Genomic DNA, 15,879 nt, shown 5'->3' with positions numbered 1-15,879 from the left:
GGCGGCGGTTCCGATGATTGAGGATCAGACTGGAAGAAGACGCCTAGTGCGACATCATAATCCAGCATGGTGGCTGGCCAATGACGGTCTTTGTCACACCGCCCCACACGATCTCGTTCAGGCGAGAATGATGATAGGCGCCCATCACGATCGCATCGATGCCATGGGAATTCGCCCAGCTTCCCAATGCTTTGCCGGTCGAGCTGCCGCCCCTCTTCGTGGTTTCGAACGAGGCAAAGACGCCGTGTTCCCGCAAATGGTCGACGAGTGCCGTTCCGGATCGGACGACCGCGTCCGTCTTGTCCTCCGCCACGGTCAGCACACGAACCGAACTGGCAGCCTGAAGGATAGGCAACGCATCGCCGACCGCACGCGCGGCCCGTGCAGAATGATCCCACGCAATCACGACGTCCTCGAACTCGGGCCGGAGCTCGTCGGCGCGATGTTCAGGACAGAGCAGAAGCGGTCGGCCGGATTCGAACAACAACGCCTCCACGATGGTCTCCGTTCGACTGTCATGCGGTTTCACGGGGACCAGCGTGAGGTCGCTGAAGCGGGCGTGCTCGGCCAGGATCGCTCCGATCTGATCCGCAGGCACCTTGCCCGACCGGCTCTGGGCGCGGACGTTGGCGCAGCAAGCCGCATCGGTGAAGGCATTCAGCAGCTGCTGCATGTCGCTTGCCTCGAGGCTGGCCTGCGCAAATTCGCGATCGTCAGGCAGCATCACCTTCGGTCGCTCGAAAACATCTTCCTCGAGCGCGAGCGCGGTGATCCTGGCGCCGAGATCGGCGGCGACAGAAACGCACTTCTCGATCGCAACCAGGGCTGGCCCACGCGGCTGGCCGACAAGCGGCAGAAATACGTCCTTGATGGGCATCGGAATTCTCCTCAGCCACCATGATAGGCCGGCTGTCGTCGAGACCCTTGATCCGCGTCAAGACCGGGGGAAACTCCGTCCGATCGACCCCGGGGACGGGCGTTGACTGACGTCAAGGACTGGCCACCTGGTCATTCTATGGATAGTCCAATCGGAGCGGTTCGCCCCGGAGACAGACATGCGTGCGATGGTGTTGCCGACCCCGCGAGCGCGGCTCCAGATGGAGGAGCGGCCTGATCCGATGCCAGGCGAGGGTCAGATCCGGGTGAAGATCAGCGCCTGCGGTGTCTGCCGGACCGATCTTCATCTCGTCGACGCCGAGCTGCCCGGCATCCGCTATCCGATCGTGCCTGGCCACGAGATCGTCGGCCGGGTCGACCTCATCGGTGCGAATGTGACGACACATGCGCCTGGTGACCGCGTCGGAATTCCCTGGCTCGGCTTCACCTGCGGAAGATGCCGGTTCTGCCGGGAGGGCATGGAAAACCTCTGCGACACACCGCTGTTCACCGGCTACACGCGCGACGGCGGCTACGCGACCCACATTATCGCCGACGCACGTTACGCTTTTCCGCTCGGCGAGGCCGGCAGTGATGTGGAGATTGCGCCTCTGCTGTGCGCGGGGCTGATCGGCTGGCGCTCGCTGGTCCTGGCCGGCCCCGCCGAGAGGCTCGGTCTCTATGGCTTCGGCGCGGCCGGCCACATCATCGCGCAAGTCGCGGCTTGGCAGGGGCGCTCCGTCCATGCATTCACGCGGTCTGGCGATACCGCTGCACAGGATCTTGCTCGTCGTCTCGGCGCCGTCTGGGCGGGGTCATCGGACCAGCTGCCGGATGAGCCGCTCGACGCCGCGATCATCTACGCACCAGCCGGCGAATTGGTGCCGGCGGCGTTGCGCGCCGTGCGCAAAGGCGGCCGCGTCGTCTGCGCCGGCATCCACATGAGCGACATTCCGAGCTTTCCGTACGATCTGCTGTGGCAGGAACGGCAGCTGGTCTCGGTTGCCAACCTGACCCGGCAGGACGGCCTCGATTTTCTCAAGGTCGCGCCGCGAGCCGGCGTTCGCACCGAGACCACGGCGTTTCCGCTCGAGCAGGCCAACGAGGTCCTGTCCATGCTGCGGAATGGCCGGATCCTCGGCGCGGCCGTGCTGACGCCCTGATGGTGCTTTGAATGTCCGCTTCGAGGAACGATGACACGGCGGCTCAGGAGCGCATCTTTGCGATGCTGACCGACCGTCATGGCGTGACGCGCATCGACACGCATGCTGCCTCGGTGTTCCTGGACGCAAAGCGCGCGCTGAAGATCAAGCGCGCCGTCCGGTTTCCCTTCCTCGACTATTCGACGCTGGAGAAGCGCAAGGCGGCCTGCGAGGAGGAGATCCGGATCAACCGGCCCCTGGCGCCGCAGATCTATCATGGCGTTGTGGCGATCACGGAAGAGCCGGATGGATCGGTGAAGGTCGAGGGCGCCGGCCGGCCGATCGAATATGCGGTCGACATGTCGCGCTTCGACGAAAGCAGGACGTTGGATCATCTGGCAGAGGCGGGCCCGCTCGACGCGAAGCTTGCCTCGGCCGCCGCTGACGCCATCGCGGCTTCGCACCTGGCGGCGACACGTGGCGACGGAGAAGCATGGGTCTCCTCCATCCCGGCCCTGATCGACGGCAACGCGAATGGTCTGCGGGCCGGCGGCCGTTTCAACGCCGACGAGATCGAGCAACTCGGCAAGGCTTCGCACGCGGCCTATCTGCGTATCCGTCCCCTGCTCGCAGAGCGCGGCCGCCGGGGCTTCGTGCGCCGCTGCCATGGCGATCTGCATCTGGCAAACATCGTCATGATTGGCGATCGGCCCGTGCTGTTCGACGCGATCGAGTTCGACGCACAGATGGCGACCGTCGACGTGCTCTACGATCTCGCATTCACGCTGATGGACCTGCTGCAGCATCATCAGCCGGGCGCGGCAAACATGGTCCTGAACCGCTATCTCGCCGCGACGCCGGCCGACAATCTCGACGGGCTCTCGACCCTGCCGCTATTCATGTCGATCCGGGCGGCGATCCGCGCCCAAGTGACCTTGGCGCGGCTCAAGCGGCCGCATTCCGACGGCCCCGGCATTCTCGACCTGGCACGACGTTACTTCGACCTCGCCGGCACGCTGATCCGTCCTCCCGCTCCGCGCCTGATTGCGGTCGGCGGGCTGTCGGGCACCGGAAAGACCGCCCTGGCGCACGCGCTCGCGCCGGTCGTGGCACCGGAGCCAGGCGCCGTCGTGCTGCGCAGCGATCTCGTGCGCAAGCAGATGCTCAGGGTCGAGGATACCCATCGCCTGCCGCCTTCGGCCTATACGCCGGAGGTCACGGCCCGGGTCTACGACACGCTGGTGCAGCAGGCCCGGCGGGTGCTGGCGCAGGGCCATTCGGCGATCGTCGACGGCGTATTCGCGCGCGAGGACGAACGCGATGCGATCGCGGCGCTGGCGCGCGAGCGCAACGTGACGTTGAATGGGCTTTTCCTGGTCGCAGACCTTACAACCCGGCGAGCGCGCATCGGCAGCCGCCGGGGAGACGCATCGGACGCCACGCCGGAGGTTGCCGCGCTGCAAGAGCACTATAATATCGGCCATGTCGGCTGGGCGATCATCGATGCCTCCGGGACACAAGAGCAGACGCTTCAGAGCTGCCGGAAAGCCATCGCTGAGGGGCAAACAAGGCAAACTGATTGATGCGAAGGAAGTCGCGACCCACCACGCGCTCGACAGCGACCAGCGACGCCAAGCCGGCGGCGCGGCGCAATGCCCTGCCCGCCCGTCTGAGCCCCGGCATGGCCTGCGACACGGCCTTCCGCATCATCGCCCGCCGACACCTCGATGCGGTGATCGCTCAGCACGACGGCACCTGCCGCGGCGATCCGGATGCGCTGCACCAGATCCGGATCGCACTGACCCATCTGCGGACTGCAATCCGCTTCTTCTCGCCCATGGTCGACGATGCCGTGCGACCGGAAGTCTGGGCCGAACTGAAATGGCTGAACGGCCAGCTCGGCATGGTGCGGGACCTCGACGTGGCCATCGAGCGGATCGTCGCAGAGAGTAGCGACGAGCTCGCCGTGGTCGCCGAGCTTCAGCGCTGGGACGAGAAGCGCGCGGAGAGCCATCGGCTGCTGGCGCGTGCGCTGCAGTCGGCGCGGTATCGCCGCCTGGTCGAGCAAACCTCAACGTGGATTGAAAGCGGCCCCTGGTCGACCCGCCGCAGCAAGGAAGCGATCCGGTTGCGCCGCCGCACCCTCGCCGACCATGCGACGGAGCGGCTGACCGAATGGGAGACGACGCTGCTCAAGAAGGCACGGAAGCTGAAGAAGCTCGATGTCGAGAAACGTCACAAGCTGCGGCTGCTCAACAAGCGGATGACGTACTCGGTCGAGTCGCTTGCGGATCTGTTCGCCGATGGCGTGGCGACGAAACAGAAGTCCATCCTCAAGCAATTGCGCAAGGCACAACGCTCGCTGGGTCAATTGAACGACGATGCCCGCGGACAAGCGCTGGCGGCGTCATTGAATGGAGCCGGGATCGATGCCAGCCGCCGCTTCCTCAACCGCAAGCGCGAGAAGAAGTTGTTGCGGAAGGCGTCGACGGCCTATCGCAAATTGGACAAGGCGAAGCCCTTCCGGTCCTCGGATCTCGCCCCGAGCTCGGAGCCGGAGGCTTAGGTATGCACGTAGTCCCCCGGCGCATCCGGCAGGCCGAGGGCGTCGCCAAGTCCGATCTGCGGGGGAGCGCAGGGCGCGCCGGAACGTGCCGCCAGCCAATTGGTCCATTCCGGCCACCACGAGCCTTCAAAGCGCGGAGCCAGCTTCAGCCATTCGTCGGCACCGACATAGGGCGCATCGGCAGCCTTGGTCAGCACCTGGTAGAAGTGGCCCTCCTCTTGCGGAGGCGCCACGACACCCGCATTGTGACCGCCGCTGGTCAACAGGAACGTCACATCGGCATCGACCTGATAATGGATCTTGTAGACGGATCGCCAGGGCGCCACGTGATCAGCGAGCGTGCCGACCACGAACATCGGGGTATGAATGTCGGACAGCGAGACGTTTCGGCATTCGACGCGGTAGCGACCTTCCGCCAGATCGTCGTTGAGGAACAGCTTGCGCAGATACTCCGAGTGCATGCGATAGGGTAGCCGCGTGGCGTCGGCATTCCAGGCCATCAGGTCGCTCGGTGGCGAGCCGTCGCCCATCAGATAGTCACGCGAGAGCCGCGACCAGATCAGCTCGTTGGAGCGCAGCAGCTGGAACGCGCCCGCCATCTGTGTGGTGTCGAGATAGCCGCGCTGCCACATCATGTCTTCGAGGAAGGCAACCTGGCTCTCGTTGATGAAGAGCGTCAATTCGCCGGCCTCGGTGAAATCGGTTTGTGCGGCGAGAAGCGTGACGGTGCCGAGACGGCTATCGCCGTCCCGCGCCATGGCCGCCGCGGCGATCGACAGCAACGTCCCGCCAAGACAATAGCCGAGCGCATGGATCTTCCGGCCCGGCACGATCTGGCCGATCATGTCCAGTGCCGCCATCACGCCCAGCTTGCGGTAGTCGTCGAAGGCAACATCCCGATCGTTCGCATCCGGATTGCGCCAGGAAATCGCGAAGACGGTGAAGCCCTGAGCGGTCAGGTAACTGACCAGGGAATTCTGCGGCGACAGATCGAGGATGTAGTACTTCATGATCCAGGCCGGCACGATCAGAATCGGCTCCGGGCGCACCTGCGCAGTCGTCGGATGGTACTGGATCAGCTCGATCAGGCTGTTGCGGTAGACGACCTTGCCAGGCGAAACCGCCACCGTCTTGCCGACCACGAACTGCGCATCGTCCGTCAACTTCGAGCCGGAGAGCAGGCGCATGAGGTCGCTGCACCAGTTCTGCCAGCCGAACACGAAATTCTCCCCGCCGCTCTGGAACGCTTTTTCCAGCACCTGCGGATTGGTGACCGCGAAGTTCGAGGGCGCCAGCATGTCGAGCATCTGGCGCATCGAGAACTCGACGATGGCTTCATTTGCGTGCGACACGCCGCGTATGCCGGTCGTGGCATCGTGCCACCAGCGCTCGGTGAGCAGAAACGCCTGCGCAAGCAGATTGAACGGCGCGGCTTCCCACTGCCGGTCCTTGAAGCGGCGATCCCGCCCCTGCGGCCGAATGACGGACCATGGTTCTTTGGATGTCGCGTGAGCGGCAGCTTCCAGGAAGCGGCCTGAGTCGCGGAAGATATTGCGGGAGAGCTCCATCTGGTGCTGAGGCGCCGCCGCAAGATGCGCGCCCCAATCGAGCCAGGCGAGCGACAAGGCCACGGGCGAGATTCCGCCCGTGAACCGCGCCAGCATGGCATGAAACGCACGATCTAACGGATACGAATCCGTTGTTTGCGGGCAAGTGCAGTCAGCCGGCGTGCCTGCGCCCCTTTCGGGAATTTCGGCAGCCGGCCTGGTAGCGGGAGCTTGCAGCGGCGCTTCGGCCCGTGGGAAGATCTTTACGACGCTCATCACTCATTGTTCCTGCGGGCTTCTGTTCTACGCCTGCGGCAGGATATGGCGACGCTTCCGCCGCGCGTTGAGCTGCATCAAATCGCGGGCACGGATCAAAATCGGTCAATCAAGGTAAGCTTTGTCCGCTTGAGCTTTGTCGCTTGACCTGGGTCAAACCATACCCCGACGGATTCACTAGGCTTTGTCCATTGAAGTTGACATGCCAGCGGAGTTGTCCATGCGCGCCCACCAGATCATGACCCGGTCGGTCATCTCGGTCACCCCCGACACCAGCATCGTCGAGGCGGCCAACATCATGCTGAAGCGACATGTGAGCGGCCTCACGGTGGTCGATGCTACCGGCAAGCTGGTCGGCGTGGTGTCGGAAGGAGATTTCATCCGCCGCAGCGAGATCGGCACCGGCCGCAAGCGCGGGCGCTGGCTGCGGTTCATCCTCGGTCCGGGCAAATCCGCCAGCGACTTCGTCCATGAGCACGGCCGCAAGGTCTCGGAAGTGATGACCGACCTGCCCGTAACCATCACCGAGGATACCGCCCTTGCGGAGATCGTGGACCTCATGGAGCGGAACAACGTCAAACGGCTGCCGGTGGTGCGCGGCGACAAGGTCGTCGGGATCGTGTCCCGCGCCAATCTGCTGCAGGCCGTGGCCGGGCTCGCCCGCGAAGTGCCGGATCCAACCGCGGATGACGACCACATTCGTAGCCGCATCATCGACACCATGGAGAGGAACGACTGGTGCCCGTTCGGGCTGAACGTCATCGTGCGCGACGGTATCGTTCATCTCAGCGGCGTCATCACCGAAGAGCGCGCACGGCAGGCCGCAATCGTCGCCGCGGAGAACGTCGACGGCGTGAGGAAGGTGCACGACCATCTCTGCTGGGTCGACACCATATCCGGCGTCTATCTCAACTCGCCCGAAGACGACGAGCTCGCCAAAGCGAGCTGATCGCGGCGGAGTTCAGCTCGGAATGACGGCGGTGGCCTCGATCTCGACGCGCGCCGCCTTCTCGACGAGGCGGACGACCTGAACCAGCGCCATCGCTGGATAGTGCGCTCCGAAGACATCGCGGTAGATCTTGCCGAGCTCCTTCAGATTCGCCAGGTACTCGTCCATGTCGACGACGTACCAGGTCAGGCGAACGAGGTGCTCAGGCCGGGCACCGGCCTCGGCCAGGATCGCGGCGATGTTATCCAGGGTCTGGCGCACCTGCGCGACGAAGCCCTCCGCGAGACGCTCCTCGGCGTCCCAGCCGATCACCCCGCCGGTGACGACGATGCGTCCTTCGGCAGCCATGCCGTTGGCATAGCCCTTCGGCAGCGGCCAGCCTGACGGCTGCAGGATCTGCGCCTTGATACGCGTTCCATCCTCGGCTGCGGTCGGCAGCACCGCGAGTTGCGGGCTTTTCGGCGTCGTCACAGACAATTCTCTATCCTTTTCTCATTCCGCGGCGACGCCTGAGGACGTCACTGCAGCCTGCGCCAGCTGCCGCAGGGCAAAGCGCTTCAGCTTGCCGGTCTCGGTCTTCGGCAATTGCGCCACGAACTCGATGGCGCGCGGATATTTGTACGGCGCGATTTCGCGTTTGACATGCTCCTGCAACTCGGAGACCAGCTGAGCGTCAGGCGTCACGCCGGGCGCGGCAATGACATAAGCCTTGACGATCATGCCGCGCGCCTCGTCGGGCGCACCGACCACACCGCACTCGGCGACCGCCGGATGCGTGAGCAGCGCCGCTTCGACGTCAGTTCCTGCGATGTTGTAGCCGGCCGACACGATCATGTCGTCGGAGCGCGACTGGTACCAGAAATAGCCGTCGCTATCCATCAAATAGGTGTCGCCGGTGATGTTCCAGCCGTTCTGGACGTATTTCCGCTGCCGCTCGTCGGCCAGATAGCGGCAGCCGGTCGGCCCGCGCACGGCGAGACGGCCCATCGTTCCGGGCGGAACGTCGCGACCCTCATCGTCGACGATCTTGGCTTCATAGCCCGGCACGGGCTTGCCGGTGGCGCCGGGGCGGATATCTTCCTCGGTCGCGCTGATGAAGATGTGCAGCATCTCGGTCGAGCCGATGCCGTCCATCAGCTTGATCCCGGTCGCCTTGAGCCAGGCATCAAATGTCGGCTTGGGAAGGGTCTCGCCCGCGGAGACGCATTTGCGGAGCGAAGAAATGTCGCGGCCTGCGAGCTTGCCGAGCATGACGCGGTATGCGGTCGGCGCCGTGAAACAGACCGTGGTCTTGTACTGCTCGATCGCATTCAGAATGTCGTCCGGCGTCGTCTTCTCTAGCACGACGAAGGAGGCGCCGATATGCATCGGAAACAGCACGCCGCCGAAGCCGAAGGTGAAGGCGAGCGGCGCCGAGCCGATGAAGCGATCGTTTTGCTCGGCGCGCAGAATGTTGCGCGCATAGCCGTCACAGACCGCGAGCATGTCGCGGTGGAAATGCATGGTGCCCTTGGGATCGCCGGTCGTGCCCGAGGTGAAGGCGATCAGGCAGATGTCGTCGGCGGCGGTATCGACCGCCTCGAACTCCGGACTGGCATCGGCGATCAGCGCTTCGAGCGAATCCGACGCGCCATTGCCCCAATAGACGGCCCGCTCGAGACCGGGCGCCGCAGCTTTCGCCTTCTCCATCTCCTCGGCGAGCTTTCCGTCGCACAGCGCCAGCGTGATCTCCGCCTTCTGGATCGGATAGGACAGCTCCTTGGCGCGCAGCAGCGGCATCGTCGCCACGCAGATTCCGCCGGCCTTGATCACCGCGAGATAGGTCGCAACCATCATCGGATTGTTGGCCGAGCGCAGCAGCACACGCCCGCCGGTAACGAGACCGAGCTTGCCAACCAGCACATTGGCGATGCGGTTCACCAGCGCCTGCAACTCGCGATAGGTGTAGCTGACGCCTGGGCTGACGACGCAAGGGGCATCGCCATGGCCCTGCTCGACCCAGCGATCGAGGAAATAGCTGACGCAGTTCAGTCGCTGCGGATAGTTCAGCTCCGGCCGCGTGAAGATGAATTCAGGCCAGAGCTCGCGCGGCGGCAGATGTTGCCGCGCGAACGTATCGACATGGGCCGTCGCGGCGCTGCCGTCAGACGAGCCCGTCACTTGAATCTTGGCGGCGTTGGCCATCGCACGCTCCTTTCAGCATGGATTGCACCCGGCAGCACGATCTGGAAAACATTTTAGGCTTAAAACAATTCGGCGCAATAGGGGATTTTGGGCATCCCGTGCTTTTTCATGCGGCAAAAGGGTTGGCGGGCTGTCGCGCCCGCACAGCTACGGCCGGCGGCGGGCGGCCGATTTCTGCGCGGACCCCTTGGTCTTGGCGAGGAGGCGCATCAATTCGCGGACGTCCTTCGGCGAGAGGTCGGCGAAGAGATCGGCGATCCAGGTCTCGTGCTCGGCGGCCATCCTGCGGAACTCGGCACGCCCGAGCTTGGTCAGCCGGATCACCTGGACGCGGCGGTCGGTCTCCGAGGTGCGCCGGTCGAGATGGCCTGATTCAACCAGGCGCTCCACGAGGCCGGTCACATTGCCGTTCGACACCATCATGCGCTTGGAAACATCGGACAGGGTCATGCCGTCAGGCGCCTTGTCGAGCTGTGCCATCAGGTCGAAACGCGGCAGCGTGACGTCGAACCGCTGCCGCAGCCGGCCGCGCACCTCGCCTTCGATCAGCGTCGTGCAGGTCAAGAGCCGCAACCACAGCCGAAGCTCCTCGGCGTGGTCCTCCGGTGTTTCGACAGCCTTGGTCTCGGAATCGAGCATGTCGATGCAGTCACTCACGGCCGGCATTGGCGCGGGCACGGATTCCCCAACGTTTTGAGCTTCAAATAAATCCGAGCCGGCCGCAAGTCCAAAGCTGCAACAATCGACCGCACGCCGATTTCTTTAGGCTTCAAATAATTGGCGCGCAGCTTGCATGCATCGCTGCCCGAAGGATGCGAGGCTGCGCGCTCGGCTTGCCGCCGCGGCCATCATCGGCATAAGCTTTGGATTGGAGTACGTGGCTTGCAGCGCAAGCCAATCGTCACGAGGGACAGATCATGAAGACGAAAATGACCGTGGCCGCAGCCGCAATGCTACTCGGCACCGTGGCGAGCCCTGCCCTCGCCCAGGAAAAAATCAAGCTGGGTGTGATCGTGACCCTGTCGGGGCCCGCCGCAGCGCTGGGCCAGCAGGTTCGCGACGGCTTCGCGCTCGCCGTGAAGGATCTCGGCAGCAAGATGGGTGGCCGCGATGTCGAGGTCGTCGTCGTCGACGATGAGCTGAAGCCGGATGCTGCGGTGACCAAGGTCAAGGGCCTTCTGGAACGTGAGAAGGTCGACTTCGTGGTCGGGCCGATCTTCTCCAACATCCTGCAGGCCATTCACCGGCCCATTACGGAGTCGAAAACCTTCCTGATCAGCCCCAATGCCGGTCCCTCGACCTTCGCCGGCAAGGATTGCAACCCGTTCTTCTATGTGACCTCGTATCAGAACGATCAGGTGCACGAGATCCTCGGCAAGGTCGCGCAGGACCGCGGCTACAAGCGGATGTACCTGATGGTGCCGAACTATCAGGCCGGTAAGGATTCGGTGGCGGGATTCAAGCTGGACTACAAGGGCGAGATCGTCGAAGAGTCCTACATGCCGCTGAACACGCTCGACTTCCAGCCGGAGCTCTCCAAGATTTCCTCACAGAAGCCCGATGCACTGTTCACGTTCATGCCGGGAGGCCTCGGCGTCAATCTCGTCAAGCAATACCGGCAAGCCGGGCTCGCCGACACTATTCCGGTGCTCTCGGCCTTCACGGTCGATGAATCGACCCTGCCGGCGCAGCAGGATGCGGCCGTCGGCATGTTCGGTGGCGCGAACTGGGCGCCCAATCTCGACAATCCCCAGAACAAGAAGTTCGTTGCCGCCTACGAGGCCGCCTACAACGGCGTTCCCGGCACCTACGCCTTCCAAGCCTATGATGCTGCGATGCTGATCGACAGCGCCGTCAAGGCCGTGAAGGGGAACCTCTCCAACAAGGATGCCGTTGGCGCCGCCTTGAAGAAGGCCGACTTCACCTCGCTGCGCGGGGCCTTCAAGTTCAACAACAACAATTATCCGATCCAGGATTTCTACCTGACCAAGGTCGCCAAGCGTCCGGACGGCAAGTTCCAGACCGAGATCGTGCAGAAGGTCTTCGAGAACTACGGCGACCGCTATGCCAAGGACTGCAAGGCGGCGAACTGAGCACGATCCGGACCCGAAGGGCCGCGGTAGCGCAAAGTGCGCAGCGGTTTTCCGAAAAAGATCATGCTCTGATGATAGCCGCGCAGCGCGTTACGGGAGGACTGCAATGAAGAGCGAAATCACCGGTATCACGCGGGCCAATGAAGGAATCCAGGGGATCTCCTGGAATATCCTTGGCCAGACCTACGTGCCGAAGAGCTACGCGGAGAACAGCTTTTCCTGGCACGCGACGCTGCCGCCGGGCACCTTCGTGCCGCCGCACATTCATCCCGACCAGGATGAATATCTCTACATGCTGGAGGGCAAGCTCGATTTCGTGCTGGGCAATTCGGAGGCGCAGGCAAGTGCGGGCGACCTGATCCGCCTCGGCATGGGCGTGCCGCACGGCATCTTCAACAAGTCGGAGCAGACCGCCAAGGTGCTGTTCTGGGTCTCGCCGAGCCGCAAGCTGTTCGACCTGTTCTGGGGCCTTCACAACATGAAGGAGCAGAAGCCGGAGGATGTCGTGGCGATGGCCGCCGAGTTCAACATCCACTTCCTGCCGCCGCCGCCCGGCGGCTAGCGGCGCGCCTCAGGCGCGCACCGCCGCGAGTCCCGGCACCGCGGCGAAGCCTGCCTTGGTGGCATAGCCGCGCACGATCGCTTCGCGCTGCGAATAGCTCAGGACGTTGTCGACATTGTCGAAGCCGTCGGGCGCGAGCTGCTCGACGGCGTCAATGACGCCCTCCGGCCCGCCGCGCCGGTTGGAGCGAACGATCTCGGCCGTCATCGGCAGACGCTTCTTCTCGTATTCGAGCAAAGCCTGACGCGGGTGTTCGGCGCGCATCAGCACATCAGCAAGACAGCGCGCGTCGAGAATAGCCTGCGAGGCGCCGTTCGACCCCACAGGATACATCGGATGCGCGGCATCGCCGAGCAGCGTGACCCTGCCCGATGACCAATACGGCAAGGGATCACGATCGCAGGTCGGATACTCGTAGAATTCAGGCGTTGCCGAGATCAGGCTCTTCACGTCGATATAGGGCACCGAGAAGCGCGCCACGTGCGGCATCAGCTCTTCGCGGCGGCCCGGCCGCGACCAGTCTTCCTTCCGCGGCGGCGGCGCGTTGCCCTCGCCCACCTTGACCAGCACCGCCCAATTGGTCAGGCGGCTCGCCGGGCTCGATCCTTCCGCGATCGGATAGATCACCACCTTGGCATTGAGACCGCCGGCCACGATCATCGATTTTCCGGTGAGAAACAGCGGCCAGTCGCGCGCACCGCGCCACAGCATGAGGCCGTTCCAGCACGGCGGCCCTTCGTTCGGAAACAGCGTCTCGCGGACGCGAGAGTGAATGCCGTCGGCGCCGATCAGGATATCGCCGCGCGCGGTGTGGACATGGGCGCCGGCGCGATCGAAGAAGTAAGCGGTGACGCCGCCCTCGTCCTGCGAGAAGGCGCCGAGCCGGCAGCCGGTGTGGATCGCCTCGCGGCCCAACCGCTCCTCGACTGCACGATGGATGACGCCCTGAAGCCGGCCGCGATGGATCGAGAATTGCGGCACGTCATGGCCGGCGTCGATGCCGCGAGCTTCGCGCCAGACCTCCTGGCCATGGCGGTTGAGATAGTAGAGCTGATCGGTGCGGATCGCGACCTCGTCGAGCTTCTGCAACAGGCCGAGCCCGGCCAACTCCCGCATCGCGTGCGGCAGCGTGTTGATGCCGACGCCGAGCTCGCGAATGGTGTCGGCCTGCTCGAAGATCTCGCAATCCAGGCCGCGCGAGCGGAACATCAAAGCCGTCGTGAGACCACCGATACCGCCACCGACGATAATCGCCTTCATCGCCCTAACTCCACTCGAACCGCAGGCAATGGGTTAACGTCGCACGGGCGGTCACTCCGCCGCAAGCGGCTTTGTCGCCTCCGCCTTGAGCTCGGCCCGGGTCTTGGGCTTAGCCTTAATTCTCAGCTCCTCGAGATCCTGCCGATCGCGCACGCTGTTGCGGAAAATCTGGTCCTTTCCGGGCAGATATTGCGGGGGACAGAAGGCGTCGTTTGCTCCGTACCAGGCGGCTGCCTTCATGGTGAAAAAGGGATCGACGAGATGGGGACGGCCGAGAGCGACGAGATCAGCCCGGCCCGCGGCCAGAATGGTGTTGGCCTGGTCTGCGGTGGTGATGTTGCCGACGCACATCGTGGCGACGCGCGCCTCATTGCGGACCTGGTCGGAGAAGGGCGTCTGGAACATGCGTCCGTAGACCGGCTGCGCATCGCGCACGGTCTGCCCGGTCGAGACGTCGACGAGATCGACACCCGCCTCGGCAAAGGCGCGCGCGATGGCGACGGCATCATCGCCTGTGATGCCGCCGTCAGCCCAATCGGTCGCGGAAATGCGCACCGACATCGGCTTGTGCGACGGCCAGACCGCGCGCAGCGCCTCGAAAATCTCGAGCGGGAACCGCAGACGGTTGGAGAGCGAGCCGCCGTACTCGTCGTTGCGGGTGTTGGTCAGAGGGGAGATGAAGCTCGCGAGCAGATAGCCGTGGGCGCAGTGCAATTCGAGCATGTCGAAGCCGCAGCGTTCGCCGCGCTCGGCGGCTGCGACGAAAGCGTCCCTCACCGCATTCATGCCGGCGCGGTCGAGCTCGCGCGGCACCTGGCTGTCGGGGAAGTAGGGCAGCGGTGATGCCGAAACGACCTCCCAGCCGCCCTGCTCCAAGGGACGGTCCATGCCGTCCCACATCAGCTTGGTCGCACCCTTGCGGCCGGCGTGCCCCAGTTGCAGGCAAATCTTCGCGGCCGAGTTGCCGTGGACGAAATCCACGATGCGACGCCAGGCGGCCTCCTGCTCGTCGCTCCACAGGCCGGCGCAGCCGGGCGTGATCCGGGCGTCGCGGCTGACGCAGGTCATCTCGGTGAAGATCAGCCCGGCGCCGCCGATCGCGCGCGAGCCGTAGTGCACGAGGTGAAAGTCGGTCGGCACGCCCTCTTTGGCCGAATACATGCACATCGGCGACATCACCGTGCGATTGGCAAGTTCCATCTCGCGCAAGCGGAACGGCTGGAACAGCGGCACCATCGGCCGGTCGGTGTTGACATCGAAGCCGCTGCTTCGCACCTGCCTCGCGAACGACTTGTCGACCTCGGCCACGAAATCCGGCGCGCGGAGCTTCAGATTGTCATAGGTGATCGCCTTCGAGCGCGTCATCACGCCGAAGGCGAACTGGACGGGATCGAAATCCCAGAAGCGGTCGACATGCTCGAACCAGACCAGCGAGACGTCGGCGGCATGCTGCGTCTTCTCGACCTCCTCGCGACGGCCGTGCTCATAAATCTCCAGCGCGGCCTTGATGCTGGGCGCCTTCTCCATGGCTTCGGCCAGCGCGATGGCGTCTTCCATCGCGAGCTTGGTGCCTGAGCCGATGGAGAAATGTGCGCTCGCCTTGGCATCGCCGAGCAGCACCATGTTGTCCTTGACCCAGCGTTTGCTGCGGATCATCGGGAAGTTGCGCCACATCGAGCGGTTCGTCAGCAGCCTGTGCCCACCCAGGAACCAGCCGAAGATGTCGGCCATCCGCGCGGCGGACTGAGCCTCGTCCAGACACGTCAGCCCCGCGCGCTCGAACGTTTCAGGATCGGTCTCGAAGATCCAGGTCGAGTGCCCGGCCTCGTACTGATAGGCGTGGGCGATGAACGGCCCCCACTCCGTCTCCTGGAAGATGAAGGTGAAGGCATCGAGCGGCCTGGTCGAACCCATCCAGGCGAACTTGTTGGCGCGGAGGTCGACCTCCGGCTGGAAATGATCGACGTATTTCTCCCGGAACCGGCTATTGATGCCGTCGGCGAGTAGGACGAGATCGGCGTCGGCGAAGCGGGATTCGTCGTCGATATCGACCTCGAAATGCAAGGTGACACCCAGCTCGCGCGCACGCTCCTGAAGGATCAGAAGCAGCTTCTGCCGCGAGCAGCCGCAGAAGCCGTTGCCGCCGACGCGGTGCACGGTGCCGCGGAAGTGCACGGCGATGTCGTCCCAGTAGGCGAACTCCTGGGTGATGCGGCGATAGCTCGGAAGATCGTGCTTCTCGAAATTGTCGAGCGTCGCATCCGAGAACACTACGCCGAAGCCGAAGGTGTCGTCGGCCCGGTTGCGCTCGTAGACCGTGATGTCCGCGCCCGGACGCTGCTTCTTGAGCAGGATCGCAGCATAGAGACCCGCAGGTCCGCCACCGATGATCGCGACTTTCATGGGAGCCTCGCCACTTCACCC

General features: G+C 64.2%; 13 protein-coding genes. 6 read left to right on the top strand and 7 right to left on the bottom strand.

The window, feature by feature from the left end; translation table 11 throughout:
* Nucleotides 1–43: 43 nt before the first annotated feature.
* Nucleotides 44–877: a universal stress protein gene (locus tag P0R31_RS12520; protein ID WP_275514332.1), complete on the bottom strand. Its 834-nt coding sequence runs from the start codon at nt 875–877 to the stop codon at nt 44–46.
* Between the two features lie 178 nt (nt 878–1,055).
* Between P0R31_RS12520 and P0R31_RS12515 the strand changes: the two genes are divergently transcribed.
* From P0R31_RS12515 to P0R31_RS12505, 3 genes are read left to right on the top strand one after another with little or no spacing between them, the layout of a single operon-like run.
* The gene (locus tag P0R31_RS12515) at nt 1,056–2,039 is read left to right on the top strand and encodes a zinc-dependent alcohol dehydrogenase family protein (RefSeq protein ID WP_275514331.1); all 984 of its coding nucleotides are present in this window, start codon (nt 1,056–1,058) and stop codon (nt 2,037–2,039) included.
* Nucleotides 2,040–2,050: 11 nt separating this feature from the next.
* The gene (locus P0R31_RS12510) at nt 2,051–3,601 is read left to right on the top strand and encodes an AAA family ATPase (RefSeq protein WP_275514330.1); all 1,551 of its coding nucleotides are present in this window, start codon (nt 2,051–2,053) and stop codon (nt 3,599–3,601) included.
* Nucleotides 3,601–4,584, top strand: coding sequence for a CHAD domain-containing protein (locus P0R31_RS12505; protein ID WP_275514329.1), 984 nt, complete (start codon nt 3,601–3,603; stop codon nt 4,582–4,584). Before P0R31_RS12510 ends, P0R31_RS12505 begins: the two co-directional genes overlap by 1 nt.
* On the opposite strand, the gene P0R31_RS12500 is transcribed toward P0R31_RS12505, so the two are convergent.
* Entirely contained in the window at nt 4,581–6,407 is a 1,827-nt protein-coding gene (locus tag P0R31_RS12500) for a PHA/PHB synthase family protein (protein WP_275514328.1), read from the bottom strand. The genes P0R31_RS12505 and P0R31_RS12500 overlap by 4 nt on opposite strands.
* Nucleotides 6,408–6,627: 220 nt before the next feature.
* Here P0R31_RS12500 and P0R31_RS12495 point away from each other — a divergent pair, with 220 nt between their 5' ends.
* Nucleotides 6,628–7,356 (top strand): CBS domain-containing protein, encoded by a 729-nt coding sequence (locus tag P0R31_RS12495; protein ID WP_275514327.1) that lies wholly within the window; start codon nt 6,628–6,630, stop codon nt 7,354–7,356.
* Between the two features lie 12 nt (nt 7,357–7,368).
* Here P0R31_RS12495 and P0R31_RS12490 read toward each other — a convergent pair whose 3' ends face one another.
* From P0R31_RS12490 to P0R31_RS12480, 3 genes are all read right to left on the bottom strand, one after another.
* Nucleotides 7,369–7,827: a RidA family protein gene (locus P0R31_RS12490; protein ID WP_430516829.1), complete on the bottom strand. Its 459-nt coding sequence runs from the start codon at nt 7,825–7,827 to the stop codon at nt 7,369–7,371.
* A 21-nt stretch (nt 7,828–7,848) separates the two neighbouring features.
* Nucleotides 7,849–9,540: a benzoate-CoA ligase family protein gene (locus tag P0R31_RS12485; RefSeq protein ID WP_275514325.1), complete on the bottom strand. Its 1,692-nt coding sequence runs from the start codon at nt 9,538–9,540 to the stop codon at nt 7,849–7,851.
* 147 nt (nt 9,541–9,687) lie between these two features.
* Nucleotides 9,688–10,206 (bottom strand): MarR family winged helix-turn-helix transcriptional regulator, encoded by a 519-nt coding sequence (locus tag P0R31_RS12480; protein WP_275514324.1) that lies wholly within the window; start codon nt 10,204–10,206, stop codon nt 9,688–9,690.
* A 251-nt stretch (nt 10,207–10,457) separates the two neighbouring features.
* Here P0R31_RS12480 and P0R31_RS12475 point away from each other — a divergent pair, with 251 nt between their 5' ends.
* Both P0R31_RS12475 and P0R31_RS12470 read left to right on the top strand, forming a co-directional pair.
* The gene (locus tag P0R31_RS12475; protein WP_275514323.1) at nt 10,458–11,633 is read left to right on the top strand and encodes an ABC transporter substrate-binding protein; all 1,176 of its coding nucleotides are present in this window, start codon (nt 10,458–10,460) and stop codon (nt 11,631–11,633) included.
* A 106-nt stretch (nt 11,634–11,739) separates the two neighbouring features.
* On the top strand, nt 11,740–12,195 hold the full coding sequence (locus tag P0R31_RS12470; protein WP_197948733.1) for a cupin domain-containing protein: 456 nt from the start codon (nt 11,740–11,742) through the stop codon (nt 12,193–12,195).
* A 9-nt stretch (nt 12,196–12,204) separates the two neighbouring features.
* On the opposite strand, the gene P0R31_RS12465 is transcribed toward P0R31_RS12470, so the two are convergent.
* Nucleotides 12,205–13,455, bottom strand: a complete 1,251-nt coding sequence (locus P0R31_RS12465) for a flavin-dependent oxidoreductase (protein WP_275514322.1) — start codon at nt 13,453–13,455, stop codon at nt 12,205–12,207.
* 51 nt (nt 13,456–13,506) lie between these two features.
* A complete protein-coding gene (locus P0R31_RS12460; RefSeq protein WP_275514321.1) occupies nt 13,507–15,858 on the bottom strand; it encodes a bifunctional salicylyl-CoA 5-hydroxylase/oxidoreductase in 2,352 nt (783 codons plus the stop codon).
* Nucleotides 15,859–15,879: the final 21 nt, after the last annotated feature.

The organism is Bradyrhizobium yuanmingense (assembly GCF_029167105.1).
Lineage (GTDB): Bacteria > Pseudomonadota > Alphaproteobacteria > Rhizobiales > Xanthobacteraceae > Bradyrhizobium > Bradyrhizobium yuanmingense_A.
The sequence above is the reverse complement of the archived record's forward strand: the minus strand, read 5'-3'. Positions and strand labels throughout refer to the sequence as shown.

What these genes read in the sequence shown, in the direction of transcription:
- P0R31_RS12520 (WP_275514332.1), bottom strand. Translation starts at nt 877, where the DNA reads ATGCCCATCAAGGACGTATTTCTGCCGCTTGTCGGCCAGCCGCGTGGG.
- P0R31_RS12515 (WP_275514331.1), top strand. Translation starts at nt 1,056, where the DNA reads ATGCGTGCGATGGTGTTGCCGACCCCGCGAGCGCGGCTCCAGATGGAG.
- P0R31_RS12510 (WP_275514330.1), top strand. Translation starts at nt 2,051, where the DNA reads ATGTCCGCTTCGAGGAACGATGACACGGCGGCTCAGGAGCGCATCTTT.
- P0R31_RS12505 (WP_275514329.1), top strand. Translation starts at nt 3,601, where the DNA reads ATGCGAAGGAAGTCGCGACCCACCACGCGCTCGACAGCGACCAGCGAC.
- P0R31_RS12500 (WP_275514328.1), bottom strand. Translation starts at nt 6,407, where the DNA reads ATGAGCGTCGTAAAGATCTTCCCACGGGCCGAAGCGCCGCTGCAAGCT.
- P0R31_RS12495 (WP_275514327.1), top strand. Translation starts at nt 6,628, where the DNA reads ATGCGCGCCCACCAGATCATGACCCGGTCGGTCATCTCGGTCACCCCC.
- P0R31_RS12485 (WP_275514325.1), bottom strand. Translation starts at nt 9,540, where the DNA reads ATGGCCAACGCCGCCAAGATTCAAGTGACGGGCTCGTCTGACGGCAGC.
- P0R31_RS12480 (WP_275514324.1), bottom strand. Translation starts at nt 10,206, where the DNA reads ATGCCGGCCGTGAGTGACTGCATCGACATGCTCGATTCCGAGACCAAG.
- P0R31_RS12475 (WP_275514323.1), top strand. Translation starts at nt 10,458, where the DNA reads ATGAAGACGAAAATGACCGTGGCCGCAGCCGCAATGCTACTCGGCACC.
- P0R31_RS12470 (WP_197948733.1), top strand. Translation starts at nt 11,740, where the DNA reads ATGAAGAGCGAAATCACCGGTATCACGCGGGCCAATGAAGGAATCCAG.
- P0R31_RS12465 (WP_275514322.1), bottom strand. Translation starts at nt 13,455, where the DNA reads ATGAAGGCGATTATCGTCGGTGGCGGTATCGGTGGTCTCACGACGGCT.
- P0R31_RS12460 (WP_275514321.1), bottom strand. Translation starts at nt 15,858, where the DNA reads ATGAAAGTCGCGATCATCGGTGGCGGACCTGCGGGTCTCTATGCTGCG.